The organism is Bacillus sp. Cr_A10 (genome assembly GCF_029222665.1).
GTDB lineage: Bacteria > Bacillota > Bacilli > Bacillales_A > Planococcaceae > Psychrobacillus.
In genome coordinates this window covers 22,952-35,942 of the sequence record NZ_JARHXR010000020.1, presented here as the reverse complement: position 1 = coordinate 35,942, position 12,991 = coordinate 22,952, and the positions used below count along the sequence as shown (strand labels likewise).

The 12,991-nt window shown below is 37.8% G+C and carries 13 protein-coding genes; 1 reads left to right on the top strand and 12 read right to left on the bottom strand.

All coding sequences use genetic code 11. The annotated features are described in order from the left end of the window. Positions 1-8: 8 nt before the first annotated feature. From rsgA to P2Q73_RS17730, 6 genes are all read right to left on the bottom strand, one after another. Complete coding sequence (gene rsgA / locus P2Q73_RS17755) at positions 9-1,016, bottom strand: ribosome small subunit-dependent GTPase A (RefSeq protein WP_345798861.1); 1,008 nt, start codon at positions 1,014-1,016, stop codon at positions 9-11. Positions 1,017-1,387: 371 nt separating this feature from the next. Beyond that, entirely contained in the window at positions 1,388-2,332 is a 945-nt protein-coding gene (locus tag P2Q73_RS17750; RefSeq protein ID WP_275789646.1) for an ABC transporter permease, read from the bottom strand. Continuing rightward, complete coding sequence (locus P2Q73_RS17745; protein WP_275789643.1) at positions 2,310-3,233, bottom strand: ABC transporter ATP-binding protein; 924 nt, start codon at positions 3,231-3,233, stop codon at positions 2,310-2,312. The genes P2Q73_RS17750 and P2Q73_RS17745 overlap by 23 nt, the downstream gene beginning before the upstream one ends. Then, positions 3,211-3,933 (bottom strand): ABC transporter ATP-binding protein, encoded by a 723-nt coding sequence (locus tag P2Q73_RS17740; protein WP_056831219.1) that lies wholly within the window; start codon positions 3,931-3,933, stop codon positions 3,211-3,213. Before P2Q73_RS17740 ends, P2Q73_RS17745 begins: the two co-directional genes overlap by 23 nt. Then, a complete protein-coding gene (locus P2Q73_RS17735; RefSeq protein WP_345798860.1) occupies positions 3,930-4,295 on the bottom strand; it encodes a GntR family transcriptional regulator in 366 nt (121 codons plus the stop codon). Before P2Q73_RS17735 ends, P2Q73_RS17740 begins: the two co-directional genes overlap by 4 nt. Before the next feature lie 6 nt (positions 4,296-4,301). After that, positions 4,302-5,090: a hypothetical protein gene (locus tag P2Q73_RS17730; protein WP_275789586.1), complete on the bottom strand. Its 789-nt coding sequence runs from the start codon at positions 5,088-5,090 to the stop codon at positions 4,302-4,304. A gap of 118 nt (positions 5,091-5,208) precedes the next feature. Here P2Q73_RS17730 and P2Q73_RS17725 point away from each other — a divergent pair, with 118 nt between their 5' ends. Further along, positions 5,209-5,889 carry a class I SAM-dependent methyltransferase gene (locus P2Q73_RS17725; protein ID WP_275789584.1) on the top strand — a complete coding sequence of 227 codons (681 nt, stop codon included), beginning with the start codon at positions 5,209-5,211 and terminating at the stop codon, positions 5,887-5,889. A 379-nt stretch (positions 5,890-6,268) separates the two neighbouring features. On the opposite strand, the gene P2Q73_RS17720 is transcribed toward P2Q73_RS17725, so the two are convergent. The 6 genes from P2Q73_RS17720 to P2Q73_RS17695 all read right to left on the bottom strand — a co-directional run bounded on the left by P2Q73_RS17720 (position 6,269) and on the right by P2Q73_RS17695 (position 12,989). Further along, positions 6,269-7,231, bottom strand: a complete 963-nt coding sequence (locus P2Q73_RS17720) for an ABC transporter ATP-binding protein (protein WP_056831227.1) — start codon at positions 7,229-7,231, stop codon at positions 6,269-6,271. An 11-nt stretch (positions 7,232-7,242) separates the two neighbouring features. Continuing rightward, a complete protein-coding gene (locus P2Q73_RS17715; protein ID WP_053591274.1) occupies positions 7,243-8,166 on the bottom strand; it encodes a C40 family peptidase in 924 nt (307 codons plus the stop codon). An 11-nt stretch (positions 8,167-8,177) separates the two neighbouring features. Then, positions 8,178-9,260, bottom strand: a complete 1,083-nt coding sequence (locus P2Q73_RS17710; RefSeq protein ID WP_275789579.1) for a mandelate racemase/muconate lactonizing enzyme family protein — start codon at positions 9,258-9,260, stop codon at positions 8,178-8,180. Between the two features lie 13 nt (positions 9,261-9,273). Further along, entirely contained in the window at positions 9,274-10,197 is a 924-nt protein-coding gene (locus tag P2Q73_RS17705) for a S66 peptidase family protein (protein ID WP_275789577.1), read from the bottom strand. A gap of 83 nt (positions 10,198-10,280) precedes the next feature. Beyond that, positions 10,281-11,927 carry a peptide ABC transporter substrate-binding protein gene (locus P2Q73_RS17700; RefSeq protein ID WP_056831237.1) on the bottom strand — a complete coding sequence of 549 codons (1,647 nt, stop codon included), beginning with the start codon at positions 11,925-11,927 and terminating at the stop codon, positions 10,281-10,283. Between the two features lie 54 nt (positions 11,928-11,981). Further along, a complete protein-coding gene (locus P2Q73_RS17695; RefSeq protein ID WP_375220060.1) occupies positions 11,982-12,989 on the bottom strand; it encodes an ABC transporter ATP-binding protein in 1,008 nt (335 codons plus the stop codon). Positions 12,990-12,991 lie beyond the last annotated feature (2 nt).

The following is a 12,991-nucleotide window of genomic DNA, read 5'->3' as shown; positions in this document are numbered from 1 at the left end:
AAAAGCAATCATATTTTCTTCTTATGATTACTTCTTTGTATTTTCGTTACTTGCTTCCATTTATCTCGTTCTACTTTTCGAGCTACGATATCATTTTTTCTTTCGATATGTGCAAGCTCTCTTAATAACTTTACATAGCTTTTATATCGCTCTTCTTTTAGGGAGCCTGTCGAAATTGCTTCTCGTATTGCACATCCTGGCTCTTTTTGATGTTTACAATCACGAAAGCGGCATTCATCCGCTAATTCTTCAATATCTTTAAAACTTGCACTTACACCTTCACTACTTTCCCATAGCTGGAATTCTCTCATCCCAGGTGTGTCTATTAGAAGGCCACCACTTGGAAGCAATGACAATTCACGGTGTGTCGTTGTATGGCGACCTTTACTATCATCTTCCCTAATGTCGCTAACTGCCATTACTTCTTCTCCAGATAAAGCATTTATTAAAGAAGATTTACCCACACCAGAGGATCCTAATAGTGCTCCTGTTTTACCAGCTGAAAGCAGTAAGGAAAGTTCGTCTATCCCTTCACCATTGACGCTACTCACGGTAAAAATATCTACTCCAAAAGCTACAGATTCCACTTCATTTATATAATAGGCCAGGTCATCACAAGTATCCTTCTTTGTAAGTACTACAACCGGTGTAGCACCTGAATCCCACGCTGCCAATAGATAACGCTCTAATCTCCGGACATTGAAATCGTGATTGAGCGACATTACAAGAAATACATAATCCACATTAACCGCGATTAATTGAATATCCGTTGTCATGCCCGCCATTTTTCTGGAAAACTGCGAAATACGTGGAAGCACTTCTTGAATGATTCCTTTTTCTTCGCCAGGCATTTGCTCAAGTACGACCCAATCACCAACTGCTGGAAATGCCTCTCGATCATGATCAAATTTAAATTTTCCAGATAGAGAACATAGCCATTCCCCTTCATTTGTAACTACACGATATAAATTTTTGTGCTCTAGTAACACACGGCCCGCAATTCCTTGAGCCGTCATTTTTTCTTCCCATTTATTAGTCCAACCATATTTTTCGATTAAATTCAATTTTGCTTCCTCCTAATTTTAAAAGCGCAAGTCGCTCGTTAATCGGCGACTAGAGCTAGACAATAAAAAACCATGACTGCACGAATCAGCAATCATGGTTTCCCGGTCATTAGTAAAGAAGCGCATCAAAAAGTTTACGAAAAACATTTGCAGTGTTGAATGCAAATGAAAAGCATATTCGTTTTACAATTAGAAACACATAGAGTGGGACATCATGAACTTACCGATTCGTTGATTTGTATATACACTTGCCATAATGCCTCACTCCTTTCCTTAAGTTATTTTCAGAATACAATAAGAATTACTAATATGTCAATAACATTTTATGCAGTTACATCGCGTTTCGTGAATGACCAATAACTGACAACTAGAAAAACTAGCACATATATCAAAATTACGGTGATTGAAAATGACATAGTTAACCCTTCTATCATCGGTTGAGCATTACCAATATATTGGGTTAAATCAGTATTCGCAAACAATATATACTTTGGAAACTCAAATTTTAGCGACAACATATATGTTATTTGTGCACCCATGAACATAAGGAAAATTGATATCCCAATTGCAAGAGAACTCGAACGGAATACAGAACCGATCATAAATGCAAGCGCTCCAATTACAAACACATTTATAAGCGACAGTCCTATTAGCAAGAAAAGTCTACCCCAGAAAGAAACCTCCACTATTTGACCATTTAGTACTTCTAAATTTGTTCCAGGAACAGAATCAAAGAAAATATACGCTCCAATTACTCCAAAAATCAGCATAATAATAGACAAAACAATTGCAAATATCCCAACAGTCAAAAGTTTGGAGGTGAGTATTTTCCACCTTTTCACCGGTCTCGTTAATAGCATTTTGATCGTCCCTTGCGAAAACTCGGACGCTACAATTCCCGCTGCTACAACTACAGTAAATAAAGTGATAAACGAAAGATAACCAGGTACTGAATTAATAAATCCATTTACACTATTTGAACTAATTGGCGCAACATCATGCTCCAATCGATGTTTCTCAAGTGCCAATTGGTCACCTATTATTTCCTTTTCATCACTAGGCAAATTGGGAACAGCCATTTGCTCTTCCAAAGACTTAATTTGATTTTGTGAAACTTGCTTCCAATTATCCGTAGACCCCATCTGACTTTCCATCCACTTTGTCATGCCTGCAGACCCAATCATTAATAACGCTATGAGCACTACCATTACCCATGTAGCTTTTTTACTCCAAAGCTTTAGCCATTCATTTTTTATGAGATTCAGCAATTTGTCCGCCTCCTGTCATTTCTAAAAATTGATCTTCTAATGTTTTTCTATGTGGATGCATGTCATAAATTTGCAAACCGTTTGATACCATTTCTTCAACTAAAGAAGGTACTTCGCTCGTTTCTATCGGAAGTAGATAGCCATTTTCATAAGCATCAGCTTTTATGTTTTTAGAAGCAAAGAATGCTAGTGCCTGCTCCTTTGGAGTAGCTTCCACATAATAATGGGATTCTTGTTCTCCTTTTACTTCTTTAATAGAAATTAGTTTTCCATTTTGAATGACAGCGATTCTATCACACATTAATTCTATTTCAGCTAATAAGTGACTAGATACAAAAATTGAAACGCCGTCTTCTACTGCTATTTTTCGTAAATACATCCGAAATTCCCGAATTCCAGCTGGATCTAATCCATTTGTAGGCTCATCTAATATTAAGAAATTTGGTCGATGCAAAAGTGCCTGGGCAAGACCTAGACGCTGACGCATACCAAGTGAATAAGTGGATACTTTCTCGTGAATTCTATTTTGAAGACCTACTTGGACAATTACTTCATCAATTCGCTCTTTTGTAACATTTTTGTTCATTCGGGCAAAATGAACTAAATTTTTATAACCACTCATAAACTTATACATTTCAGGATTTTCAACTATTACACCGACTTTACCTATTGCCTCTTCAAAATTTGTTGAAATTGCTTGCCCATCGATGTAAACCTCTCCAGATGTAGGCTTCATGAGTCCAGTCATCATTCGAATTGTCGTTGTTTTTCCAGCTCCATTGGGACCTAAAAACCCTGTTATTTGACCTGGCCACAAATCTAAACTAAGATCATCAATTATTTTCTTTTTCCCAATTACTTTCGTTATATTTTGAAGTTTAACTATTGGCTTTGTTTCCATCGATCTCACCTTCCCTAAATAGACGTGTCATCCACGTCGTAATATCTATTCTTTGTATCTCACGAATAGCTTCCACTGACTCATTAGCAATAATAGTCCCATTACGTAATACAACGATATCATCTAAAATAGGCTCCACATCTTTTAACTCGTGCGTAGATAAAATGATTGTTTGTGATTCCGTATCTACAAACTGGATGAATCCTTTAATGATCGATTGTCTCACCATAGGATCTAAGCCAGATAAAGGTTCATCTAACAGATAGTAATCCACTTCTCTCCCAAGAGTTGCAGCGATTTTCGCACGACCTCTGTTCCCTTTTGAAAGTTTTTTCAGTGATGCATTCAAATCAACCTCTAAAAATTGTGCCACTATACATGCTTTATCGTAGTTAAAATCAGTAAACTGCGAATCATAGTACCGAAATAATTGTTTAACTGTAAAATATGGATAAATCTCATCCGCATCAGGCAGATACGCTACATAATTTGCAGTTTTATGTGAAACATTTACCCCATCAAGTGTTATCTTTCCATGTTGTGGCACCGCAACCCCTGACATCATTTTTAATAATGTAGACTTTCCGCTACCGTTCTCTCCTACCAAACCTATTATGCGACCTTTTGGAAAAGTTACAGTAACATTCTTAACCGCTTCTTTTTTCCCATATTTTCTTGTAACTTCATTTAACTGAATCATTCATTTTCACCCTTGCTCCTTTTCGATATCTGAACAATCACTTCTTGCTCAGTAAACCCAAAAGACTCCATTTGATGTATAAAGTTAGTCACTAAACTCTTCATCATTTCTTCTCTAAGTACTTCTAATCGCTTTATATCTTCTGTCACAAATGTCCCCTGCCCTCGCTTAGTTTCTGTAAGGTGCATCAGTTCCAATTCTTTATACACCCTTTGCATCGTGTTTGCATTGACGCCAAATTCTAGTGCATATTCTCGAACAGAAGGTAAACGATCCCCAGGCTTTACGTTTCCCTTCAATAAATCTCCAAAAATTCTTTCCATAATTTGTTGATATATTGGTTTATCAGGTAAAAAGTCCATTATCATTTATCCTCTCACTTTCTTATCAAAAGCAAATACGGAGACAATAAATAAACATGTAAAAAAGAGGATCTCAAATATTATTTCACCCATAAAAATGTTATTGCTAACTTGGTAAGTCATATAGAAATCTTTAGAAGACACTTCACCTAGACTCATTTCAGGAAGATTTACTTCTCCGTAGCCAGTTAACGTTTTGTAGATATTGGACTCCACAAATTTAGAGTAATTATGAAAACCAAAAAAATATAAAATGACTGCTATAACGTTTGAAAAGGCAACATTGATTGGACGTACCAAACGCGCAACAACCCACATAGCAAAAATACCAATGGTGAATGTAATCGTTGAAAATAAAACTGCTATGATTAGTCCAATTTCTAATTTCATCACAGTAAAAATTGGTATCACGTTAAATTTCGAAAACAACAAACTAGCTATTGTAGTCACTACACCACTGCAAGCTAGCGACACTAGAGTAAACAGAGACATAGAAAATAATTTTGCTCCAACTAATTTAAACGAAGAGGCTGCAGTATGAAACCAAATATCTGGTCTTTTCATGTCTCGCTCTAAACTTGAAAAAAATAAAAATAACATTCCCATAACATGCAAAAAACCCAAGATGGCTGAAACTATGAGAACATGTATACCAAAATTTTGTTCTACATTAAATACTCTTTGAATTAATAATGGTCCTACTAATATTCCAAGTGTATTTACAATGATTGCTAAGTAAACAAATGTTTTATAAATGTTCCACTCTTTCCAAAGCAATCCTTTCCATTGACTCATTATTTTCCCCCTCAGTCTTAGTGTACCAGTTACATAATACACTAGTAGTAAATAAATTGTCAAACAGTTATGGCATCTTTTTTAAATTATGGTAAAGTTCGAATTAGGAGGGATGAAAATGGAATTTGATGAGACACTTTCCAAGCAATATGATAGTGGAATTAGAAGGGCACTACCTACCTATGATCCGATGCTTCGATTGATTCAAACATTTTTAAGAGCAAATACCGCGGAGGATGCAAACATATTAGTGGTAGGAGCAGGTGGTGGCAATGAAGTGACTAGCTTCAGCTCGAATAATCCAAGGTGGACGTTTATAGGGGTGGACCCATCTGAGACGATGCTGTCAGTCGCAAGAGAAAAATGCAAAGAAGCTGGAGTAAACGATCGAGTAAAATTATTACAAGGTACTGTGGAAGACGTGGAAGGTATAACTAATTTTGATGCTGCAACATGTATTTTAGTCTTACATTTCATTCATGCATATGAAGAAAAATTAAAAACACTCCAAGAGACATACGCTAGATTAAAAAATGGAGCTCCGTTCGTTTTAATCAGTAAATATGGAGAGCCTACTAGTGATGAGTTCAAGGAACGTTTGAAGCTATGGAAAAGTTACTGGCTTGATACAACCAAATTATCCGTTGAAGAAGTCGAAGCAATGGAACAGGACATTCTTTCTCTTTCTTATTTGCCTGAAGAAACAATTGTAGGATTACTGCAAGAGGCTGGTTTTGTACGTATAACAAAGTTTTTTTCTACAACGTTATTCGGCGGATGGACTTGTTTTAAGGAATAAAAAAAGAAGCATCTGCATTTGCAGACGCTTTTTTTAATTAGGCTTTGTTAAATGTACTGTTGTTATCTTAAAGCACAGATCTTGCCATACCTATATGTATTCCTTGCCGGCCGCATGTAGCTAATAGTTAAAAGTACAGAGTTTCAAAAATGTGATTCTATACTCCATGTATTCGCAGGTGTCACCAGGATGTGCGCCTTACACGCCGCATGAGCGCGAAGAATGAGACTCCGCATAAGGATGTGGGAGTGAGTGAAACGAACGACTCATCCTGCGGTGGCTCATGCGTAGCGTGCGGCAAGCGCACGTCCGTATGGTTGGCTTTACACTAGATGAACAGATTTCTTTTAAAAAACAACTATGAAAGTTAACAAAGTCTTTAATTATATAAATGGCATGCCACAAAGTGACCTGGTTCTTGTTCCTTCCAAGCTGGCTTTTCTTCTGCACAAATGGACATTGCATGGGCACAACGAGTTCGGAATACACATCCAGATGGAGGATTGATAGGACTAGGTAATTCTCCTTTTAATAGAATTCGTTGTCTTGATTCTTCAATATCTGGATCTGGAATTGGGATGGCAGATAATAATGCCTGAGTATATGGATGTAGTGGATTATCATATAACTGATTACTTGTTGTCAGTTCAACCATATGACCTAAATACATGACCCCAATACGATCAGAAATGTATTTTACCATTGATAAGTCGTGAGCTATAAATAAATACGTTAGTCCCTTTTCTTTTTGCAACCGTTGAAGCAGCTTCACTACTTGGGCTTGTACGGAAACATCAAGCGCAGAAATTGGCTCATCTGCAATAATGAATTCAGGATCTAGTGCAAGAGCACGAGCTATTCCAATTCGCTGTCTTTGACCACCAGAAAATTCATGTGGATAGCGGTTTGCATGATCTCTATTCAGACCTACGTCTTCCAATAGCTCATACACTCTATTTTTTAACTCTTCTCTTGTTTTATACAAATTATGTATTTCCATAGGTTCTGCAATAATTTCTAATACCGTTGACCGTGGATTCAACGATGCATATGGATCTTGGAAAATCATCTGCATTTTTTTCAAAAAGTCTTTACGTTCCCTGTCAATCATCGTATGCACATTCTTTTCTTCAAACAAAACGTTTCCTTCCGTTTTGTTATATAACCCTAAAATTGTTCGTCCTGCAGTAGATTTTCCACAACCAGACTCCCCAACCAGACCAAAAGTTTCACCCTTCACAATATCAAAACTAATTCCATCTACAGCTTTTAAAGTTTGGCCGTGCCCTATCTCAAAATGACGCTTTAAATCCTGTACGGACAAAAGAACTTTTTCTGCCATCTAAATCCCCCCTATACGGCAAATCTTCTTACTGCACAAATTTCCTTCTCAAGCTTAGAACCTTTTAATACTAAAATTTCAACTGTTTGTCCGGTGGATGGAGAATGAAGTAATTGTCCATTTCCATAATAAAATCCAACATGACGCACAGATCCTTTCCCTTCATCATTTGCGAAAAAGATTAAATCACCCTTTTTCCATGAAGAGATATCATGAAGAGGAACTTCTTCCCCACTAACTGCTTGGTCACTCGCATCTCTCGGAATTAAATAACCGCAAGCCTTCAACATATTGTATGAGAATCCTGAACAGTCATAACCATAAGGAGACATACCTCCCCATAAGTAAGGAACGTCTAAGTAAAGCTCGCCTAAATCCACCGCATCTTCTGCGGATTGTCGAGGAAATTGCTCCATCGTTTCAGCAAATTCTGCATGCTTTTTTTGAATCAATGCTTTACCATGAGGGGTTTGAACTTGAAAATAGGTTGCATCCTCTGAAATAACTGGAATTATCGCATTAAATGGTAGTACAAGCAGCGGTTGCTCATTCATGTCCAGTAACGGAGCTTTCATGGAGGACACACGAGCAACACCTTTTACATCAACTCGCTCTTGTTTTGCTAGTTGTGATAAAGGTATCCAACCAGGATATCCACGAGAATCCTTTTTAGAAGACTGCCATATAGCTATAATTTTAGCCCAATCTCCTTCGACTTTTTCTATAAGTACAGGCTCACCATATAAAAGTTGCGTTTGTACTCTGTTTTCATTACAAAGTGCAAGTCTTTCTTTATAAGGTAATGCTTCAAGCCATTCAACTAATAAAACAGGATTTGCAATTGCTGGTGCATCTAAATCTCTGACAGAAGCCGGTTCTGTCCAAACAGTAGCTACCTTCACAGAACAAACCCATCCATTTGCTTCTGTTGTCATTCATAAGCCCCCTATTCTGTTTTGACTCGTGATATTCCCAGTCCATTTTCATTGGAAAACTTCATTTTACTCGCTTCGTAAATGACCCCTCCAAGAACAAGATCCTTTGCTAGCATTAGTGGTGCATCAAAGTCAAAGTATTGAATGTTTGGATGACTTGCAGCAAAATGAGCAGCAGCTGTAATACCTATTTTTGTTTCAATCATACTGCCTACCATGCATGCAACACCATTTGCTTCTGCAAGTGTATTTATTTTTTTGGCGTTATATATGCCGCCTGATTTCATCAGCTTAATATTAATCAAATCTGCAGCACGCATTTCTAAAACCCTTTTGGCATCATGTACTGAAAATACACTTTCGTCAGCCATGATTGGTGTATCCGTTCGGTCGGTTACATATTTTAATGCCTCTATATCATGAGCGGGAACAGGCTGCTCTACAAATTCGATAGCAAGACCAGCATCCTCCATGTTTCGGATTGCACGCACGGCTTCTTTTGCATTCCATCCTTGGTTTGCATCAAGTCTTAGCCTCGGTCCATCTCCTACTCTTTCTCGAATTGCATGTATACGGTCAATATCATCCTTTATTTCTCCAATACCAACCTTAACTTTCAGTATGTTAAACCCTTCTTTTACATATCGTTCGGCATCATCTGCCATTTCTGTTGGTTGATTTACACTAACTGTAAAATCCGTTTCGAGTGTACTTCGATACCCTCCTAGAAATTGATACAAAGGAAGTCCGAATTGACGTGAAAGTAAATCATGTATAGCCATATCAACTGCAGCTTTCGCGCTCGTATTCCTTACAAGAGAGGTGTTCAATTTATGAAAAATCAATTCACTTTCTAATAGATTCATCCCTATTAGCTGAGGCGCTAATATTTCATTGATAGCATACCGAATACTGTCCATCGATTCTCCCGTGATGACATGTGTAGGAGGCGCTTCGCCATAACCGATTTGCCCTTCACTCGTAGTGACCTTAATATAAATGGAATAAGCCGTAGTAACAGTACGTAGCGCTGTTTTAAAAGGCTTTGTTAGCGGAACTGCTACATCACATGTTTCAATAGATTGTATAATCAACCAGAAGTCCTCCTTATTCCACACCTGGAAGGATAATAAGTGATAAGTTATCTGCATCCAACTGAGCCTCGGCACCAAGCGGAACTGCAAAATGTGGCTCACAATGCCCAATGTTGAAGCCTTTCACTGTGGGCTTTCCTAAACCACCTAAATAGTGATCCAGCACTTCATCTAAAGACAAGGAAACTTTGCGTTTTTTAGGCTCTGCATCATTAAAGTCTCCAATGACAAAACCAGCTGCATCATCCAACTTGCCTGCTTGTCGAAGCTGATTGAGCATTCCGTCTACTCGGTATGGTTCTTCCCCAATGTCTTCTATTAACAATATCTTATCTCTTGTGTCTACTTCGTATTTGGTCCCTATTCCACTTGCAAGTAGCGATAAATTACCACCTGTTAACTCTCCTCGGGCTACTCCCCCCGAAACACTAGTTAAAGGAGAAATAGCTTCTGTATAGTGAAGCTCCATTGGCTCAAATAGCTGTTGAAACATTTTTCTGGATAAATTAGAAAAAGTAGATTTCCCTACATCAGAAGCTAGCATTGGACCATGGAAAGTGACGATATTGGAATATAAATTCATCCCTGTATGTAAAAAAGTAATATCTGAATATCCCCAGAAAATTTTAGGGTGTTCATTCATTAATTGAAAATCTATTTTATCGGTGTAACGCGCAGAACCATATCCTCCACCTGCACAAATGATTCCGGCGATGTCCGGGTTAGCAAACATTTCATGTAAATCTTCTAATCTATCTTCATCATTACCAGCAAGATAACCATACACGTTTTCTACACTTTTCCCCATTTGATAAGACAAGCCTAATTCATCTAGAAATGCTAGTGAATTGTTTAGCTGTTTTAGATTAGGAGGACTGGAAGGAGCAATAATGCCAATTGTATCTCCCTTTTGCAATCTTTTCGGTCGAATTTTCATATAGGTAATCTCCTTAATATAGAAGATGCGGCACTACTTTGAGCACCGCATCCTTCATTACAAAATTTAGGCGCTTATACTTTTTATTCTTTATCTGCCCATTTTAAATCCATATAACCTACCGGATGTCTAACGATACCAGATACATTGGACTTTTCAAGTGTTACTTGGTTGTAATAATGTACTGGGAAAACTGGCATTTCTTCCATTAACATTGCATCTGCTTGGATTAACATTTCCCAACGTTTAGCTTCATCCGTTTCATTTTTAATATCAGTAATTAATTTATCATATTCAGGATTTGACCATGTTGTACGATTCATAGAAGAACCAGTTATGAAGCTTTCTAATGCGTTTACTGGATCAGCATAGTCAAATAAGAAAGATGAACGTGATAATTGGTATTTAAATTCTTTTTGCTCCGCAGCGAAAACACTAGCTTCTACGTTTTGCAGCTTCACATCTACCCCTAATACTTCTTTGAACTTACTTTGAAGAGCTTCAGCAATTTTTTTATGAACGTCACTTGTAGAGTATGTTAAGACCACTTCAGGTAATGCTGTATATCCTTCTTCAGCCATACCTTCAGCTAATAATGTTTTTGCTTTTTCTGCATCAAAACCAGTCAATTTACCTGCAGTTTCTCTGAACTCTTTTCCATCTGGACCAATGAAACCATATGGTACAAATCCTTCTGCTGGCTTTTCACCATTTTTCGTTACAAATTCCACGATTTCTTGTTGGTTAACCGCTAAGCCAAATGCTTGGCGAATTTTTTTGTTTGTAAAAGGCTCTTGTGATACGTTAAAACGATAGAAGTATAAACCTGCTTGATCCTCATTTTTAAGCTCTGGATCACTCATTAGTTGATCTGCAAGTTCAGATGGAACACCAGAGACATCTAGTTCTCCAGTTTCGTACATTTGATATTCCGTATTAGAGTCATCTACCATCGCCCATTCCACTTTGTCTAGCTTAACAGAACCTGCATCCCAATAGTTTTCATTTTTTGCAAACGAGAAGCTTACATCATGTTCCCATGATGCCAATTTAAATGGCCCGTTTCCAACAAATGTGTCTGCTTCTGTAAACCACGTTGGGTTTTCCGTCGCCACTTTTTCATTTACCGGGAAAAAGCTTGGATTTGTAATAATATTCAAAAATGCCTCTGTAGGTGCATTTAATTTTACTTCGAACACTTTTTCTTCTAACGCTTTTATTGCAACAGCATCAGCAGTACCTTCCCCATTATTGTAAGCCTCTGCTCCTTCAATGAAATATGCAAGAAATGCGGCTGGAGATGCCGTTTCTGGATTTAACATATGCAACCAGCCATATACGAAGTCACTTGCTAACACAGGGTCTCCATTAGACCATTTAGCATCCTCACGAATTGTAAATGTATATGTCAAACCATCTTCTGATACATCTACTTTCTCAGCCGTAGCTGGCTCTGCAATATGATCCTTTGAAAGTCTTACTAATCCTTCCATCAGATTATTTAATGCATTCCAAGATACTGCATCAAACCCTACGGATGGGTCAAACGAGGTCGGCTCGTTTCCGTTATTTAGATAGAGTATTTTTTCTGTAGCTACTTCTACTTCTTCGTTTTCTTCCTCTGTTGTTGTCTCTGCAGGTTTTTCTTCTCCTGCATTTTTGTTTGCTGTACAAGCTGATAGCACTAATGCCAAAAATGCTAATACAAACAATGATAACCACTTTTTCATTCTAGTTCCCCCTTTATTGTATATGTGAATGCACTTTCGCGCTCTCATCCAATCCTATCTTTGTTCTAATAATACTTTCGCCCGCTCATCTTGAAGCCAGCAATCCACCGCATGGGCTTCGGATAATCTGGCCGTAAATGGATACGCATGCTCACAAACTTCCATTGCATAATCACAACGGGCAGTGAAAGGACACCCCTTTGGTGGTGAAAATAAATCAGGTGGAGTACCTTCTATTGGTTGTAATTCTTCTTCCTCCAGATCTAGTCGCGGTACCGAATTTAATAATCCTTTAGTATATGGATGCTCTGGAGTATAGAAGATTTCTCTCTTATCACCGATCTCCACAATTTTCCCTGCATACATAACCGCTATTCTGTCTGCAATCTTTGCCACAACCCCTAAATCATGTGTGATTAATATAATTGATATGTCCGTTTTTCTTTGAATCTCTTCAAATAGTTCTAAAATCTGCGCTTGAATCGTCACATCTAATGCTGTTGTCGGCTCATCCGCGATCAATAATTCTGGATCGCAAATAAGTGCAATTGCAATCACTATTCGCTGACGCATACCACCTGAAAACTGGTGGGGAAATTGCTTTAATCGTTCTTCAGGATTTGGAATCCCTACAAGATTTAACATCTCAATTGCTTTCTTTTTTGCTTCTTGCTTCCCTATTTTTTGGTGCGTCCGTAGTCCTTCCGTCAGTTGCTCTCCAATGGAAATTGTAGGATTTAACGCTGTCATAGGGTCTTGGAATATCATCGAGATGTCAACACCCTGTATTTTTCTAAGCTGCGCTTTAGACAATTTAGTCAAATCTTTCCCTTTGAAAACAATACTCCCATTTTTAATGATTCCAGCCGGTTGTGGAATTAACCCCATAATTGCATTGGAAGTAACACTTTTACCACACCCAGATTCACCTACAATTGCAAGTGTCTCCCCTTTATATAAATCGAAACTTACACCTCTAATGGCCTCTACTTCCCCTCCAAAAGTGCGGAAAGAAACTTGTAAGTTATCCACTTGTAAGATTTTTTGTTTTATGTCATTCACCT